Annotated in this window: 15 protein-coding genes; 6 read left to right on the top strand and 9 right to left on the bottom strand. The window is 51.5% G+C overall.

From position 1 onward, the window contains the following. Positions 1 to 177 precede the first annotated feature (177 nt). Together MKY64_RS12805 and MKY64_RS12800 are read right to left on the bottom strand one after the other, a co-directional pair. A complete protein-coding gene (locus MKY64_RS12805; RefSeq protein ID WP_340953356.1) occupies positions 178 to 660 on the bottom strand; it encodes a hypothetical protein in 483 nt (160 codons plus the stop codon). A gap of 232 nt (positions 661 to 892) precedes the next feature. Continuing rightward, entirely contained in the window at positions 893 to 1,180 is a 288-nt protein-coding gene (locus MKY64_RS12800) for a hypothetical protein (protein WP_036694360.1), read from the bottom strand. Positions 1,181 to 1,363: 183 nt separating this feature from the next. On the opposite strand from MKY64_RS12800, the gene MKY64_RS12795 reads away from it, so the two are divergent. Continuing rightward, on the top strand, positions 1,364 to 2,131 hold the full coding sequence (locus tag MKY64_RS12795) for an exodeoxyribonuclease III (protein WP_340953355.1): 768 nt from the start codon (positions 1,364 to 1,366) through the stop codon (positions 2,129 to 2,131). 96 nt (positions 2,132 to 2,227) lie between these two features. Here the strand turns inward: MKY64_RS12795 and MKY64_RS12790 are convergent, their stop codons facing one another. Both MKY64_RS12790 and MKY64_RS12785 read right to left on the bottom strand, forming a co-directional pair. Then, positions 2,228 to 3,733, bottom strand: coding sequence for an amidase family protein (locus tag MKY64_RS12790; RefSeq protein ID WP_340953353.1), 1,506 nt, complete (start codon positions 3,731 to 3,733; stop codon positions 2,228 to 2,230). A 15-nt stretch (positions 3,734 to 3,748) separates the two neighbouring features. Continuing rightward, positions 3,749 to 4,894 carry a VanZ family protein gene (locus MKY64_RS12785; RefSeq protein ID WP_209873326.1) on the bottom strand — a complete coding sequence of 382 codons (1,146 nt, stop codon included), beginning with the start codon at positions 4,892 to 4,894 and terminating at the stop codon, positions 3,749 to 3,751. A gap of 132 nt (positions 4,895 to 5,026) precedes the next feature. On the opposite strand from MKY64_RS12785, the gene MKY64_RS12780 reads away from it, so the two are divergent. From MKY64_RS12780 to MKY64_RS12765, 4 genes are all read left to right on the top strand, one after another. Continuing rightward, positions 5,027 to 5,374: a hypothetical protein gene (locus MKY64_RS12780; RefSeq protein ID WP_340953351.1), complete on the top strand. Its 348-nt coding sequence runs from the start codon at positions 5,027 to 5,029 to the stop codon at positions 5,372 to 5,374. 135 nt (positions 5,375 to 5,509) lie between these two features. Next, entirely contained in the window at positions 5,510 to 6,742 is a 1,233-nt protein-coding gene (locus MKY64_RS12775) for an aminopeptidase (protein ID WP_340953350.1), read from the top strand. Positions 6,743 to 7,200: 458 nt separating this feature from the next. Then, the gene (locus MKY64_RS12770; protein ID WP_051478319.1) at positions 7,201 to 7,737 is read left to right on the top strand and encodes a sigma-70 family RNA polymerase sigma factor; all 537 of its coding nucleotides are present in this window, start codon (positions 7,201 to 7,203) and stop codon (positions 7,735 to 7,737) included. Continuing rightward, positions 7,727 to 8,860 carry a DUF4179 domain-containing protein gene (locus tag MKY64_RS12765; protein ID WP_340953346.1) on the top strand — a complete coding sequence of 378 codons (1,134 nt, stop codon included), beginning with the start codon at positions 7,727 to 7,729 and terminating at the stop codon, positions 8,858 to 8,860. Before MKY64_RS12770 ends, MKY64_RS12765 begins: the two co-directional genes overlap by 11 nt. Positions 8,861 to 8,925: 65 nt before the next feature. Here MKY64_RS12765 and MKY64_RS12760 read toward each other — a convergent pair whose 3' ends face one another. From MKY64_RS12760 to MKY64_RS12750, 3 genes are all read right to left on the bottom strand, one after another. Further along, positions 8,926 to 9,486, bottom strand: coding sequence for a hypothetical protein (locus MKY64_RS12760; RefSeq protein ID WP_340953344.1), 561 nt, complete (start codon positions 9,484 to 9,486; stop codon positions 8,926 to 8,928). 266 nt (positions 9,487 to 9,752) lie between these two features. Then, positions 9,753 to 11,054, bottom strand: a complete 1,302-nt coding sequence (locus MKY64_RS12755; RefSeq protein WP_340953343.1) for a DUF5050 domain-containing protein — start codon at positions 11,052 to 11,054, stop codon at positions 9,753 to 9,755. Between the two features lie 160 nt (positions 11,055 to 11,214). Next, on the bottom strand, positions 11,215 to 12,063 hold the full coding sequence (locus tag MKY64_RS12750; RefSeq protein WP_340953341.1) for an ornithine carbamoyltransferase: 849 nt from the start codon (positions 12,061 to 12,063) through the stop codon (positions 11,215 to 11,217). Positions 12,064 to 12,291: 228 nt separating this feature from the next. Between MKY64_RS12750 and MKY64_RS12745 the strand changes: the two genes are divergently transcribed. Beyond that, positions 12,292 to 13,056: a helix-turn-helix domain-containing protein gene (locus MKY64_RS12745; RefSeq protein WP_340953339.1), complete on the top strand. Its 765-nt coding sequence runs from the start codon at positions 12,292 to 12,294 to the stop codon at positions 13,054 to 13,056. Between the two features lie 85 nt (positions 13,057 to 13,141). Here MKY64_RS12745 and MKY64_RS12740 read toward each other — a convergent pair whose 3' ends face one another. Together MKY64_RS12740 and MKY64_RS12735 are read right to left on the bottom strand one after the other, a co-directional pair. Continuing rightward, positions 13,142 to 14,281, bottom strand: a complete 1,140-nt coding sequence (locus MKY64_RS12740; RefSeq protein WP_339256241.1) for a toxic anion resistance protein — start codon at positions 14,279 to 14,281, stop codon at positions 13,142 to 13,144. A gap of 26 nt (positions 14,282 to 14,307) precedes the next feature. Continuing rightward, positions 14,308 to 15,993, bottom strand: coding sequence for a vWA domain-containing protein (locus MKY64_RS12735; RefSeq protein ID WP_340953338.1), 1,686 nt, complete (start codon positions 15,991 to 15,993; stop codon positions 14,308 to 14,310). Positions 15,994 to 15,996 lie beyond the last annotated feature (3 nt).

The raw sequence follows: 15,996 nt of genomic DNA, 5'->3' as shown, positions 1-15,996 counted from the left end.
ATACCATCCGCCCAAACGGCGCACAAAACATCTTCAGCCGCCTAACAGCCGGGGCCAACCCGCAGCGAGGCGCATGAGAAATGTCCCGGAACGTAAATAATGCCCTTTCCACTTCCTGCTGGGAAGGGAAAGGGCTGAAAAGTTTGCATTCATGTTACTAGGAGGACTTGATGATACTTATTGACCGGCTGTATTTGAAGCCCAGACAGGATACCAGCCTAAACCCACGTTCTTTGTGTTGTAAAGAACTAAATTTCCGTCATCTTGAACGATTAGCAGGTCACCCACGAGGTTGACTGGTACATTCCCTTGTCCGTACCACGCTGTAGCCCATGCATTATTGTCTGACGTCCAAAATGGAGTATTATTCCAATCCATTAACTTAAGTCTGCCATTATATTGATCAATAGCGAGCTGGGATATTCTAAAGTCGCTGGTATTGGTGTGCCATATCATGGTGCGTTTGTGATTATTCCATAACTGTATATCTCCTGAAGGCATAAAATTCAGGATATATTTCATGTTGTTTGATACTAGCGGGCTCGCATTCCCAATAAATCTTTCGCGAACCGTGAGACGTTCTCCAAATGCAAATGTTGCAGAAGCAATAGGGAGCTGGATCATGAGCACCGCAAATAAAAGCAGAAAAATCTTTTTCATAATAGCCTCTTTTCTGGTATATTTTATCATTTCCTCATCAACTATATCATAAATTTTATATAAATGAGAGATTAATCTAAAGATTGCAAAATATATTTCTGAATTGAGAGATTCAATCAAATAAGCGGAATGGATCGTATTTGTCCTGAAACGACAAAAAGATGGACTCCCCGGAATAGCGAGAAGTCCAAAAATAGTCAACAGAGCATGAGGGGGATACTCTTACATTAGATTAGAAATCAGAGGTTGCCACTTCGATGGTGCCGAAGACTGCACCGGCAGCTGTGCTGAGAAGTCCGGCGACAAGCAGGGCATGAACAGATAGAGTGAGACTGTTAAATGCAGGGATCAGATAAGTGACCACTGGAGCGTTGACGCGGTAAATAACGAGATCCACGGGGAACCCGGAATTGTTGTTTACCGTCACAGCTGCGTTGATGCCACCTGCCAGATTTTCATAGTAAGATTTACCTACAGAAGCCGGCAGATTGAAGAATTGTTGCGGTAATAGGATAGCCATTGTAATGTCCTCCTTTTCCTTGTGATAGGATAGTATATTCGGCAAAACTATGATTGCTGTAACGTATGCCATGGGAGATTCACACATTTCAATAGGATGCCGGCAGATTCATAGACAAATAGACAACCCGGATCTATGGTACACTGGATGTAATCTAGTGACAGGTAAGGGGAAATGACAACGATGAAGCTGGTATCCTGGAATGTGAACGGTCTGAGAGCTTGTGTGAATAAAGGGTTTAATGAGTATTTCCGGGAGGTTAACGCAGACATCTTCTGTGTGCAGGAGACGAAGCTCCAGGAGGGACAGATTGTTCTGGACCACGGGGAAGAATATGCCGGGTACTGGAATTATGCGCTCAAAAAAGGATATTCAGGTACGGCTGTATTCACTAGAATCAAGCCGCTATCCGTACGATATGGACTGGAGCAGGAGACGGAGGATGAGGGGCGGATTATCACCCTGGAATTCCCTGATTTCTATTTGGTGAATGTGTATACGCCGAATGCCAAGCGCGATCTGTCGAGGCTGGACTACCGGATGGAGTGGGAGGACCGGTTCCGCGCCTACTTGCTGAAGCTGGATGAGCATAAGCCGGTTGTCGTGTGCGGGGATCTGAATGTGGCGCATCAGGAGATTGACCTGAAGAATGCGAGATCGAACCGGGGGAATTCAGGCTTCACCGACGAAGAACGCGGCAAAATGACCACGCTGCTCGCAGCCGGCTTCGTGGATACCTTCAGATGGTTCTATCCTGAGCTGGAGGGTGCCTACAGCTGGTGGTCCTACATGCCTAAGGTCAGAGAGAAGAATGTGGGCTGGCGGATCGATTATTTTCTCGCTTCAGAGCGCTTGACCCCGCGTCTGCTGGACGCCGGAATTGAATGTAATGTCCTAGGCAGCGATCATTGCCCGGTGGTCCTCCATCTGGCGGATACGGCGGAAGCATAGACAGAGTGTATAGATATGATATACAAAAGGCGGTATCCCGGAGTTCGGGATACCGCCTTTTGTGATTGTGTCAGCGGCTGAGCGGAGGCTAACCAGTTAATCTGACGAGCTGCCTGGCTCCAGCACCGGCGACCGCCGGTGCTTCGTAGCCTGCTCGTAACTATACGCAATCCCTAGCAGCATAGCTTCACTATGTGCTGAAGCACAGAAGGTGATACCCTGCGGTCCCTTGGTAAGATAGCCGCCTGGCGCAACAATACCCGAGTAGGTATAGCCGGCAGGAACTGTAATCAGCGGATAACCCGCTCTTGCCGCTACTTCACATCCGTGATCTCCGGGGAACAGGAGCGCATCCAGACCGTAATGCTCCAGGGCATAATCGATTCCCTGCTTACCGGCCAGTGAACGGGAATAATGCAGCTGCTTCAGGTATTCCTGCTTTGTAATATCATCCCCGGAGGTGTTCAGCCATTCCAGTTTTCCTTGGCCATATTTCAGCGCCTGTTCGCCATGCTGCTGGTTGAAATCTATCAGCTCCTGCAGAGAATGCACAGGAGCGGATTCCGGCAGGCTTCCCAGATAGCGGTTCAATCCCCGCTTGAATTCATATTGCAGAATCGTAGCCTTCCATTCAGCATCCTGACAGGGAAGCTCCACGGGTTCAATGATTTCTGCCCCCAGCTCTCTCAGGACCGCTATGGCAGATTCCATCATATCCAAGGCTTCATGATCCAGATCCTTATAATAGAATCGCGGAATTCCGATCCGCTTGCCTGCCAGTGCATGAAGCTCCAGACCTGCCGAATAATCCGGTACAGCAGAGGAAGAAAAGTCAGCGCTCTCGGCTAATACGTTAAGCAGGAGTGCAGCGTCCTTGACCGTTCTGGCCATCGGACCAGCGCTGTCCTGGCTGGCGATTCCCGGTATAATGCCCTTGTTGCTGACCAGTCCCCAGGTAGGCTTCAGGCCGACCAGGGAGTTATGGGCCGCCGGGCTGATGATGGAGCCAGAGGTCTCCGTGCCCACGGCGACGGTGACAAGGTTAGCGGCAACCGCAGCCGCACTTCCCGAGCTGGAGCCGCCAATGAACAGCTCTCCGGGTCCGTAAGGGTTCAGTACAAGTCCACCTCGCGAGCTGTATCCGGCCCACATCGCCGGCGACATGAAATTGGCCCATTCGGTCATATTGGCTTTGCCCAGAATCACTGCCCCGGCTGCCCTTAGCCGTGTGATAAGCTCAGCGTCTTCTGCTGCTATGCAATCGGCAAGCGCCAAGGCTCCTGCACTGGTGTGCAGCTGATCTGCTGTGCCGATGTTATCTTTGACCAAGACCGGAATACCGTGCAGCGGTCCCCGGCTGCCCTGATCCCTTCGTTCCTGGTCGAGCCTCGCGGCAATCGCAAGAGCCTCTGGATTCACCTCCAGTACGGAGCAGAGCAGACCGTCCAACCGGTTGATTCTTTCCAAATACCAGCCTACCAGCACTTCGGAGGTTAGGTTACCTTGTGCCATTTGCTCCTGAATACTGGTGATGTCTGCTTCTATTAACCACTCTTGCTCATTTGGAGCAGGGGATATACGGGTGAAGTCGTTATTATTCATAAGGATGTTGTACCTCTATTCATTGTTTGTTGTGCTGCCCCCGGTCACGCTGGCCGCTGCCTGATGCCGCTCCGGCCAGCTGATTACATTGCGGGTTCTGCTAAGCTCTTCATAGATGAGTGGACGGTCACGCTTAATCAGCCGGAGCACCAGATGGATGAAGAAGGCCAAATCTGCCAAGAGGATGACTATTTTCACAAGAGCAGCCAGCGCTGTGCCGATAGAGACGAAGAAGGAGGAGTCAGGCATCAGGGAATTCATTCCGCCTAAGACGCCATAGAGTAATCCATATCGTGCCCATACCCCCCAGGGTCTGGCCGGGCCGCCGTCTTCACTCCTAAGCCGGATACGCACGACCCATTTGCCGAAGGTGCGCCCGCCTGTGAGCAGAGGAATGCTCAGGAAATAGACCATACTAACTGCCCACAACGAAATACTCAGCGAGAGCAGATTGAGGAGAATGGTCACCGCGAGCAGCAGGATGGAATCCAGCAGGAAAGCAAGGGCGCGGCGGGTGTAGGTCACTCTTTTGGCGGAAAGGTCCTCTTGGCTGTCAAGCTTCTCAATCCTCGGCAGCAGGCCGGAGATCCATAGGGAGAGCTTGAATCCGATCATCCCGCCCAGCGTATTCGTGATCATGTCATCGACATCGAAGATCCGGTAGGGGTGGTCGAAGAACCCGTAAATGCCTGTAATTTGCGTAATTTCGAACAACAGCGACAGCGCAAAGGACAGAATAATGCAGACCACCCAGCGCGTGCGGAAGTAGTAGCCCAGGAACATACCGAAGGGTACGGTCAGCAGTACATTGAAGGCCGCCAGCAGAAAATCCGCTCCGGTTAGCACATTAAGGTAGCTGGAAGGGTCGCTGCGCGTAATTGGCGTATTGTGCAGAATATCCTGGATGAACTGCAGCGGCACGAACTGGAGCATGCTCCCGGCGGGGGCTGCATTATGCCTGGAATCAGGCAAGGGAAGCAGGACCAGGAAGAATGCGTTAAGCAGGTACAGCAGTAGCAAATACAGCACCAAGGCCCGGATTTTATTGATATACCCGTGCCGGCGGTATTGCACGATCAGCAGCGGCAAGGTGAAGAACAGCGCCGCAACCGGAAAAGCCATGAATGCATAGGAAATCGGAAATAGATAAGTCTGGAACATGGGTTCACCTGCTGTCAGTATTTTGTCACAACGACTTCATTATAGAATTAAACATAAACCGTCTCAACAGAATTAATCATTCTAACCGTTCTTTCCCGCATAGACATGTTAGGAGAGGAGCGTGAGGACTATATGGAAAAGAAGGTTCAACAGTATTACAAGCTCAAGGTGAAGCAGAAGGAGCTGGAAAAGGAGCTGGCCGGACTCCGGCAGGAGATCCTTGCCCATATCAATGAAGCGGGGCAGACCGAGGCGGTGTTCGGCAGCTACAAGGTGAAGCTGGTCACTCAGAACCGTAAGGAATATGATGACGACAAGCTCTATCAGACCCTGTCCGACCCCGAACTGTGGCGACTGCTCTCCCGGGCAGATCCGGCCAAGGTGGCCAGCCTGACGAAGCTGAAAGTGATCGCGGAAGAGAAAATCGCCCATACGTATGATGTGAAGACCATTCAATTACTTCAGGTGGATAAGCAGTAGCGGAAGCGCTGCCGGAAGCGGAGGGATTACATTATGCTCAGCTTCCGGTTGTATATAGAGCATAGATAGGTGCCATCTTCCCGGTCTTCCGCTATAATTATACAGAGACAGTGAAGATATGGAGGAAGAGAAGAAATGAAGGATTTTGAGCAGATGCTGGAGAAATACGCAGAGCTGGTAGTCAAGGTCGGTGTGAATGTGCAGCCGGGACAAGTGCTGATGGTTCACGCCCCGCTGGAGACAGCGGAGCTTACCCGGCTGATTGTAGGCAAGGCCTATGACGCCGGAGCGAAACACGTGCTTGTAGACTGGGACGATGAAGCGGTCACACGCATCCGTTACGAGAAGGCTCCCGAGGAATCGTTCGGGTATTATCCGCAGTGGCATGCCGATATGCTGGAGGGATTCGCTGAAGAAGGCGGGGCTATATTACATATAAAGGTGCCGGACCCGGAATTATTCCGCGGGATCGATTCGGCCAAGGTCTCCACTGCCGTTAAGGCGGCTGCGGTTGCGCGCAAGAAGTACCAGGCCTACACCCGCAACAGTAGAATCAGCTGGTCGCTGATCAAGGCGCCGACACGTGCCTGGGCGGACAAGGTGTTCGCCGATCTGCCGGAGGAAGAGCGGATCGATGCGATGTGGGAAGCGGTGTTCCAGATGAACCGTGTGAACAGCGGAGACCCGGTAGCCGCCTGGCGCAGTCATATCGGCGAGCTGAAGCAGAGCCAGGACCGGATGAACGCCAAGCGTTACAAAAGCTTGCATTACCGCGCTCCGGGCACGGATCTGCGTGTCGAGCTGCCGGAAGGCCATTTATGGCGGGGCGGCGGCGGGGAGAATGCGCGCGGCGTCTATTTTGTAGCGAATATGCCTACAGAAGAGATCTATACGATGCCTCATCGCACCGGCGTAAATGGTACGGTCAAGAGTACGCTTCCGCTGAACCTGAACGGGCGGCTCGTCGACGGAATTACTGTTACCTTCACAAACGGCAAGGTTACAGCGTATGACGCTGAATCCGGCCGTGAGCACCTGACTTCCTTGCTGGATACGGATGAAGGAGCCTCATACCTCGGAGAAGTGGCGCTGGTGCCGCATGACTCGCCGATCTCCCGGCTGAACAGAGTATTCTATAACACCGGAATTGACGAAAATGCCTCCTGTCATTTCGCGCTGGGCAGTGCCTATCCGGTCAATATTGAAGGTGGCACTTCCATGACCAGTGAGGAGCTGCTGTCCAGAGGTGCCAATGTCAGCCTCACGCATGTCGATTTCATGGTCGGCTCCGATGCGCTTGATATTGACGGGGAACTGGCCGACGGTACGATCGAGCCGGTGTTCCGCAAGGGGAATTGGGTGCTCTAGGTGTGTCCTATCGAGAAGTGAAGTAATCTACAGAACTAAGTCATCCTAACGGATGAATAGGATTACCTTCGCACCAGTGCAATGTATACTGTTTTCCGCATACATTCTGGCCATACGCCCGCGCGCAGTACAATGTATACTGTTTTCCGCATACATTCGGGCCATATGCCTGCGCGCAGTACAATGTATACTGTTTTCCACATACATTCAGGCCGAGTGCCTGCTTGGGAGCACAACGTATGCTGTTTTTCACATACATTTGGTCCAACACACCTTCTCCACAGCAGCAGGAAACTATAGTTTCCTATATAACAAGAAAGGCCGCAATATTCCCGGCAACGGGGATTGCGGCTTTTCTGTTGTTCATGAGGATTATAAAATAATTGCCGCAGACTAAAACTGTTTGCATAACCTCTCCGTCTAATTCATGTAAAAAAAGATGGAGAGGAGAGGGAGAGATGACGATGTCAGGCGCAGAGATGAAGCGGGTCACTGCCGCTGTGCCCCTTGAAGAGACAGATTTCGTCAAAGCGGTGATGGAGCACAGCGACCAGTTATATTCTATTGCCTACAGTTATCTGGGCAACCGCAATGACGCGCTGGAAGCGTTGCAGGAGACGACTTGCCGGGCGTGGATGAAGCGAAGGACCCTTAAGGACTCAGGCGCGTTCAAATCCTGGCTGATCAGGATTCTAATCTATGTCTGCATTGACGAACAACGCAGAAGGAAGAAGGCGGTTCCCACAGCGGCAGAACATATGCAGGAGGCCGTCATTCATAACAGTACCGAATCTATGGAAATGCAGTGGGCGCTCTCGCAGGTGAAGGTGAAATACCGCCATGTGCTGCTGCTCAAATATTATAACGACATGACCTTGGCCGAGATCGCGGTGCTGCTTAAGAAGCCGGAGGGGACCGTCAAAACCTGGCAGCACAAAGGGCTGAAGCAGCTTAGGACCATTATGAAGAACCGGGGTGAGTGGGATGGACAGTAGTAGAGAAGAGCAGGCGATGCTGACGGATGCGGCACGTATACACAAGGAAGCCGGAGCGGACGCCGGAGGCAATGAGATTAGGCAGGCTGTTCAGGCGGGAATCGAGCGCGGACGCCGAAAAAGCTGGCAGGGCAGACTCACCAAAGGCTCCTTCCTCGGATTAGCCGCAGCCGCGGTTGCCGCAATCATTCTGTTCCTCATTCCGGTCATTCATGATGCGGCACCTCGTGCTGCCGGACCTGCCGGAGAAGTGAACTGGGGCGGGCTGGAAATGTTCAAGCGGCTCTATTCTTCTGATTCAGAGGCACCTACACTGGATACGGCCATCCGGCACGGCTATATTCAGGAAATTAATCAAAGCGTAGCCAGCGGGGATTACCGGATTACCCTGAATGCAGTAACGGCGGATGAGAATAAAATCATCTTTTTGTATACAGCCATTGTCGCGGAAGGACAGGAGATCTATAGTGTTAACAGTGCGAGAATCAAGAATCCGGCAACCGGCTATGATCTTGAGAACGGGGGCGGGATCGGCGCCCATGCTAAAAACAATGGACACGATGATAAGCGTATTTTTTACGGGCGCGGCGCCATCCTTCTGGACCGGAGCAAGCCGTTCCCGGAGGAGCTGGAAGCGGATTTCCAGATTGCCTCAATGGATAAAGGGAAAATGAAAGATCTGGCGAAGGGTGTCAATGTAGCCGATGTGCATTATTCTCCGAGACTCAAGATCAGCTTCAAGCTTGACCCGAAATTCAAAAAGCAACAGACAGTTATTGTCCGGCCGGGGGAGGATTTCATGCTGGAGGGGATTCAAGTGACGCTCGAGCAGGTTGAGCTCTCTCCCTTGATGATCCGCACTGTAGTCAAAATTAAAAACGAGTCTGAGATTACATGGGAGAACAGGCAAAAGATATCTGGCGCTGTACACAGGAATGAAATTCAGTCGACAGCCAAGTACGGAACCACCGAGATATGGTCACCGACAGGTACTGGAACCGATGAGGGCTTTGAACATTATTTCGGCAGCAATCTGCTCGATAAGCCGGAATCGATGAACATGATTATGAAGACCGGAGAAGGCAAGAATACCAAGGAGATTAACTTGCCAATCCTGCCGTGAATCCTTGCATGTGGAAAAGGCTGACCGCCGGTATGTCCGGCGGATCAGCCTTTTTGGCGGTTGGGTTAGAGTGGTTGTAATCCCCGGTTATCAAACCTGAAGGCAAGCTTATTCCCATCGAAGGTATCTCCGGTTCTTTCGGTATATTTCCCCTGCGTGTAGCGGGAGACGGTCTTGCGCCAAAATTTCTGTCCGGTTATATTCTTCGCCGCCGGATTCGTGAATAGCTCCCATTCACCCCGGAATTGTTCAAACACCAGCACCGCCGCCTGTTCCGCGATTCCTGTCCCTCTGAAGGGCTGCAGCAGAAAATAGTCGCTCACGAAATAATCAACGCCCTGTGCACAGTAGGGAGGGGTGGCGATGCGGGCGAAGCCTGCCGGCATCGTATTAGCTTGAATTAGGAAAGAGTACAGAGTGCCCGGCTTGTCCCACCAAATATTCTGGACCTCATACTGGTCTGCCAGCGTGCGGTATTCGTCCGTATCCTCAAAGATCCCATGCTGGTTAGGAAGATGCCCCTCCACAAGTCCGTAATGTCCCGACAGATCATGCAGATAGAGCGGGTACATATTTTTGATGATATAGGCTTCATCCGGTCCGGTTAGCTTGATAGATATATTCATTGCCAGCCTGCTTTCTGTAATTATCTATAACGCCTACTCCCAATGTATACCGGAAATGAAGTCTTTTCATAGGCAAGTCTCTGTTATAAACTGAACTTTATCTATTCGCATCCAAGTGGAAACGGCATTACCGTCCTTTTATAAGGAAGGTACCGTTTCAGCGAGAAATAGAAGGATAATTTATCGTGTGCAACATATAAATTCTTATATTTTTAAAAAAGCCGAAACTTCCGATATCGGAAATTCCGGCTTATTCTCTCTCTATATTACTTCGCGGAGACCAGTGCTAAGTAGCTAACCGGACCAGTGGACAGCTTGATTTTGGTTTTGCCGTCATTGCTGTACCGGTAGAGGCAGTCGTTATCCAGACCGTTGATATAATACAAGCCGGGAATGTTGTCTGTAATTACAGAGTAATCGGACTCAACGCCCGTCATTTTGGTCAAGGATGAATCGGCATTCAGGACGTAAGCATCGGCTGTTGTGAACAATACGGTGGTGAGCGCCGCTCCGTTCTTAACCGTTCTAATATCTTGAACATTCGTCAGCGGCAGCGCCTTGTAGGCGATGATTTTGCCGTTGGCCAGCGTGCTGATGTAGGCTTTGCCTTTGGAATCTGCATATACCAGCTTATTCGCAGCAATCTCGCTGATGCTGATCACGCTGTTCTGGCTGAGCTGCAGGATCTTTCCGTTCTTATCCATCAGGAAGCCTTTGCCGGTGTTATAGTCCAGCTCATCGCCGGTGGCATCCACTTTAATGCCTTTGTTGAACAGAAAATAATGGTCGGACCAGCTACCGGCAGTGGCGGCATTGGATTCAAGCGGGTTTTTGGCATTGGCTGCTTTGGGAGTTCCTCCGCTTAGAGGGAGGGTGTAGAGTACCATTGAGTTCAGAGAATACTCGGTTTCGGCAGGTTTGTTGTCAATCATAAGGTTAATACTTGTAGCATAAGGATGATAAAATTTGCTCTTCTGAATCGCTCCGCTGGCAATCCACTGAATGGCTCCACTCCCGTCGCGGGACCTCGAAGCAACCCAGGTAGTGTTGTTCTTCAGCGCATTATAGTAGATCCGCCCGCCTGATACGTCGAAGGTCCGGAAATTCACATCGGCATTGTCTGCGATAAGAGTAAGCTGTGAATCATCGTCAGCGTCGGCCAAGGTGCGGTAGATGTGTCCTGTATCATCCAGGAAGTACAGATAGGGACCCTCGAACAGGTAAAAGAGGATATTCCGGTCCCCGAGGAAGCTCGTAATTAAAGCATCGGGATCACTTAGGGACAGCCGCTGAATTCCCATACCGTCATTATAGTAAAAATACAGATATTTGCCGGTTGAATCTAATCCGTTGCCGTCATAATTCTCAGCGATCTTCTGTGTCTCACTTCCATCTGTGGTCACACGGTATAGAACATCGTTAGAGACATAGTACACATATGATTTCGTAGAAGCAGCCGCTGCTGCCGTGTGTGACTGTCTGCCTCCCCCAACTGTACCGAGTGACGCCAGTAGCAGTACAAGCAGAAGGACACCTGTTTTTCTGGATAGTAAGTGTAAAGCCTTCATAGTCATTCTCTCCTTCAGCCAATGTGGTAAACATACGAACAAATCCTGTTCTAATAAGATATCGGAGAAACGGGCAGTTTCAAATATACAGCTTAAGCCCTAAAAGGCTTGCATGAAAGAGAAAATGAACCGGTAGGCTGGGACTCATGGTCCGGTAGAATCAATGCGATAAGCAATAGATCAGGATGGCCTGCTGAAGGTAGATCAGGCTTTTCTTGAACCCGAATCCGGCAAAATAAGGCGAAGCAATCACCTCTTCACTGACCTCCTCATTGCGGAAGAAGGGAGGACAGGGGTTCAGCAGTGCCCCGGGTCTTGTCTGCTTCATCCGGTCCAGTGTAATCTGATAGGCGCCGATATACTCCGGGGTCAGGAAATCCTTGGGCAATGAATCGGTAAGAATCACATCGCTCTCCGGCAGCACGCTGTCCAGGCTCGTATGAAAGGTATAGCTTGGATGATTGCCGCTGGCCATCTCATGACCTAGCGTGCATACATGATGGAAGGATAGATTCAGGGCTTGCGCCGCCTCCAGCCAGGTTCTTGATATATTGCCGGGCGGTCCCACGAAGGTGTAGGTCAGCTCCCGGTAGTTGTCCCGGAGGGTGCGCAGAGCATACAGGTCAGCCATAATCTCGCAGGGATGATTATGTGCGGTCATTGCATTAATAACGGGAACAGAGGCGTGTGCAGACAGCTCCTCCAGTTTGCAGAGATCCGGGATTCTGGCAATGATGCCATCCCCCCAGTTCTCCAGGTAGCGGACGATATCACCCGGCGCTTCTTTCTTGTTGAGCGTCTCCGGCGGAAAGGTAATGCAGGCCCCGCCCAGATCGCTGATGCCTTTCTCGAAGCTGACCCGTGTCCGCAGACTGGTCTCCGGGAAGAAGAGAATCATCGTTTTACCTTCGAGCAGCGGTTCTGATTTTCGGTGACGAAGCCGGTCGGTTAATTCAAAGATATCCAGAATCTGCTCTGAAGTAAGCTGGTTGATATTCAAAAAATGCATAGATGTATCCCCCGGTAGATGAGAAATCAGCAATAATTGCCGGTTGAATAAATATACAATAATCAGGAATAGTATACAACCCATTTAATGTTAAAAAGTGCATTCTACCGGCAGTTGAATAAAGGGGATGCAGCCGTTCAACCAGCGATTGATAGGATTGTGCATGCTGAAATGCTATGCTGTTTTCGACAGTGTGCACTGTACATTTTATAATCTCGGAGGGATATCATGCTCGACTTACGTAGAATTGGGGCTTATATTTCGCGGCTTCGCAAAGACCAGGACTGGACCCAGCTGGAGCTTGCCGATCAACTGAATGTAAGTCATCAGGCGGTCTCGAAATGGGAGCGTGGCGACTCGCTGCCGGATATTGGAACACTTCCGCAGGTTGCGGGGTTATTCGGCCTAACCGTAGACGACATTTTGAATGCAGGAGATCACGCAGAACATCGGGAGCACCTGCATCTGGGTCGGATCGTAGAGGAGATTGCAGAGAACAGGCCGGGCCAGGTTGCAGAGCTGGTCAATGCCGGTAAGCTGGAGATGGAAGAGCTTGTAGAGGTAGCGCCTTTTGTAAAAGCAAGTGCCCTGCACAAGGTTACTGAGGGCATAGTCAGCAGCGCCCTTACCCTAGATGTAATTATGCGGCTGGCCCCGTTCCTTGGAAGAGATACATTGGATGAACTGATTCGTCAGGTAGAAGAGGACACCTTGGGCTGGCAATCTATTAACTGGCATTCTATTCAAGGGCTGGCCCCCTTTATTAGCAGGGAAACGTTAGACCGTTTGGTTGACCAGGTTGCAGATGGCCCTGTCGATGCGAACCGGATTATGAGCCTGGCCCCTTTTCTGGACAGGGATAGAATCGGGAAATTATTAGGTGAAGTCGAAGCGGATCAGCTCAACCCGGATCTGCTGGCAAGCCTTGCTCCTTTCATGGATCAGGGGACGTTGAGCAGAATGGTGACAGGCTTACTGAATAGAAGAAGGTAGACAGAAAAAGGGTAGGCAAAAAAACAGAGCACCGGCGTAACCGCCGCCATGCTCTGTTTTGCGTTAAATATGGGTAGTGATACTACTACAGCCCGAGAGTATTGCCTTTTTCTAGCCGCTGAATCTGCTGTTCCCCGTTATCTGCCAGCTCCCGGAACTGGGTAATGGTCTCCCGCATCTTGGGGAGCGCCTCCTGCTTGTAGGTGCTGATCGAATCCAGGGCAGAGAGAACGTCTGTGAAGGCCTGCTTCAGCGTATCGACCGAAATACTGGTTTCAAGCGATTGCTTATGAATGGCAGCACCCTGCTCCTTAAGCATTCTGGAGGTGCCGCTGATCAGATTGTCGGTGGTCTGGTTCAGCAGTTCGATTTTTTGGAGCACGATCTTCTGGTTGTACAAAGCGCTGGCTACTGTAACCGAAATTTTGAGCGCAGATACCGTGACATTCCGTGCTCTGTCGACTCCACGGATCAGTTCCTTGTTGTTGCGGATAACAACCTCAATGGCCATAATTCCCTGTTGATTAACCACGAGCATCTGCTGCAGATCCATGACCCGCTGGCGCAGCGGGAACAGCACTTCCTCCGTGATGAACCGCACCTTATCCTCATCTTCACCGCGCTGCTTGGCAGCTTCAATCTGCTTCTCGATCTCCTCGTCCATCAGGATGCCGAGCTGAATCTCCTTCTTAAGGCGCTTGGTCAGCTCCCGCAGGGTCTGCTGTTCAATCTCCAGTGTCGTATTGTCATTCTTCAGCACGGCTTTGCCTTTATCCAGAGATAGGATAATATCTGAGATGACGGCATCGGCCTTTTGATATTTGGCGAAATAATTACGCAGGGGGTGGAAAAACTTGCCGAGGAACCCGCTTTTGGCAAAATCGACCGCGCTAGGGTCCAGATCCTTGAGCTGCTGGTGCAGCTCGGTTAATCCCTTGGCGACCTGGCCGCCTTCATCCCCGGTCTTGGACAGATTGCCCACCGATACCTGAAGCAGGGAGTTCTTCTCCGACGAGGAGCGCATGGTGCCCATCCCGAAGCTGTCAATCGACTGCAGCACGGCCTTGCGTTTCTCCAGAGACTCGAAGTCCAGCTCCAGAATGCTGGAGACATTATTGATCGCCTGCTCCTTAAGCTGGGTGACTTCCTCCGGCTCCGGCTGGACCTGCTCCTCGATGACCGATTTCAGCTTCTCGGGGCTGGGAATTTCCATGGTGAATGACATATGAACCCTCCTTCAGAATATAAAGTCTACATTTGCACGTTGAGCAGGTTTCCAATTTTGTATACTACATCCTCTGTGTCAGCGTTGATATTGGCCGCCTCGTTGATGCTGGAGATGCTCTCCAGTGCCTTGATATTGGCGTTATACCCGATGGTGTATACCGGAATCTTGTAAGTCTCGATCAGGCCCCGGATATCATCCAGGGAATGGCCTTCGTTGGTCTCCCCGTCGCTAAGCACGAAGATCAGGGGCTTCATATCCGGGTTCACCGCCAGCTCATCCTTCAGCATCTTCATCGCAACCACCAACCCGTCGAAGGTAGCCGTGCCGCCCACAGGCTGAAGGCTGTTAATCGCGCCTACGAACATGGACTGCTGATTGGTGTCATATTTGCCGATGGGCAGATTGATGGTCACATCACTGGAATAGGAGACAAAGCCAATGCTGTTGTCCTTGCCGAGGAATTTCTGGCCCTTCAGCAGGGACTCCTTCAGACGGTTCAGCGGCTCACCGGCCATGCTCCCCGAGACATCGGCTACGAATACTGCCGCAATCGGCTTGCTGCCGTTCTTTTTCTCCTTCCAGAGCTTCTGGGCCGAGGTGAGAATGGAGCCGTCAACCGGTGCCAGCTCGGAGACATAGTCCGTCAGGCCGTTGAAGCCCTTGTCCGCAGCCGTCTTCTGGTACTTATCCTGCTGGACGAATTCGCCGAACTTCTTGATGATCGCCAGCTTCTCCGGCGGCAGCTGCCCGAGTGCATACAGCGGGCTGTCATGTCTTACCCCGAACGGGGTGAACACATAACCGCTGGTCAAATCCTTCGCATTGACGAAGGTCTGATACTCAAGGACGAAGGCATCCAGCATGCCGGATTTGGCCGCTTCCCGCATTTGCAGGGTGGTGGAGGCGATGAAGGGCACGTTGGCCTGGAACTTCTCGAAGCCTTGAACCGCCTTGTCTCCCAGCAGATCCGAACTGTCGAAGGTACTTAGTGCGGTGACCAGGAAGTTCAGACCCGTTGAGCTGGCAAAAGGATCGGTGTACCCCATCGCCAGCTCATTAGCCGCAATGGCATCAGTAATCGTCTTGACGTTGATCGAGCCGTATTTGTCGACCAGCTGATCGTATTTCTGCTTGCTCATTACCACTCCGGCAACGTTACCGGTCAGACGCTTCGTAACCAGCTCGGCCTGCACGCCGCCGGCCTTGACCATCTCGCCCCATAGCTCATTAGAGGGAGTGAAGGCGTCAGGCACATATTTGCCGGACCGGATATAATCAGCGGCTGTGCCGGAAGCGATGTTGCGGATTTTGACTGAGGCGGGTTTGCCGTCTATTGTAATACCGGCAGCGTTGAAGTCTGCGGCGACCTCATTCAGCCAGCCGTCATTGCCTGTTCCTGATTTCTCCGTGGAGGAGAAAATCTCGACGTAGCTGTCCGTGGTGCTCTCTACGGAGATGGGGAACTTGGAGATATCGGGCAACGAATCGCCGATGGACGCCGGATCAAGATCGATCTGCCCTTTTACAGGCTCAGCACTGGTCACGTTGATATCCTTATAGATGCGGTTGAGTCTTTTGTCGGCGTCTTCGGCAGAGATTTCTGTCTTGGATTTGCCCAGATTGGACGTTAAGGTAATTCCGAAATAGACAAGTGCGAAGACGGATGCGGCGATAATGCCGAGTATGAACAGTGTTTTGCCTTTCCTCATAGG

The organism is Paenibacillus sp. FSL R7-0210, assembly GCF_038009085.1.
GTDB lineage: Bacteria > Bacillota > Bacilli > Paenibacillales > Paenibacillaceae > Paenibacillus_AQ > Paenibacillus_AQ silagei.
The sequence above is the reverse complement of the archived record's forward strand: the minus strand, read 5'-3'. Positions and strand labels throughout refer to the sequence as shown.

Coding starts and splice junctions, on each gene's coding strand:
- MKY64_RS12805 (WP_340953356.1), bottom strand. CDS start 660: ATGAAAAAGATTTTTCTGCTTTTATTTGCGGTGCTCATGATCCAGCTC.
- MKY64_RS12800 (WP_036694360.1), bottom strand. CDS start 1,180: ATGGCTATCCTATTACCGCAACAATTCTTCAATCTGCCGGCTTCTGTA.
- MKY64_RS12795 (WP_340953355.1), top strand. CDS start 1,364: ATGAAGCTGGTATCCTGGAATGTGAACGGTCTGAGAGCTTGTGTGAAT.
- MKY64_RS12790 (WP_340953353.1), bottom strand. CDS start 3,733: ATGAATAATAACGACTTCACCCGTATATCCCCTGCTCCAAATGAGCAA.
- MKY64_RS12785 (WP_209873326.1), bottom strand. CDS start 4,894: ATGTTCCAGACTTATCTATTTCCGATTTCCTATGCATTCATGGCTTTT.
- MKY64_RS12780 (WP_340953351.1), top strand. CDS start 5,027: ATGGAAAAGAAGGTTCAACAGTATTACAAGCTCAAGGTGAAGCAGAAG.
- MKY64_RS12775 (WP_340953350.1), top strand. CDS start 5,510: ATGAAGGATTTTGAGCAGATGCTGGAGAAATACGCAGAGCTGGTAGTC.
- MKY64_RS12770 (WP_051478319.1), top strand. CDS start 7,201: ATGACGATGTCAGGCGCAGAGATGAAGCGGGTCACTGCCGCTGTGCCC.
- MKY64_RS12765 (WP_340953346.1), top strand. CDS start 7,727: ATGGACAGTAGTAGAGAAGAGCAGGCGATGCTGACGGATGCGGCACGT.
- MKY64_RS12760 (WP_340953344.1), bottom strand. CDS start 9,486: ATGAATATATCTATCAAGCTAACCGGACCGGATGAAGCCTATATCATC.
- MKY64_RS12755 (WP_340953343.1), bottom strand. CDS start 11,054: ATGAAGGCTTTACACTTACTATCCAGAAAAACAGGTGTCCTTCTGCTT.
- MKY64_RS12750 (WP_340953341.1), bottom strand. CDS start 12,063: ATGCATTTTTTGAATATCAACCAGCTTACTTCAGAGCAGATTCTGGAT.
- MKY64_RS12745 (WP_340953339.1), top strand. CDS start 12,292: ATGCTCGACTTACGTAGAATTGGGGCTTATATTTCGCGGCTTCGCAAA.
- MKY64_RS12740 (WP_339256241.1), bottom strand. CDS start 14,281: ATGTCATTCACCATGGAAATTCCCAGCCCCGAGAAGCTGAAATCGGTC.
- MKY64_RS12735 (WP_340953338.1), bottom strand. CDS start 15,993: ATGAGGAAAGGCAAAACACTGTTCATACTCGGCATTATCGCCGCATCC.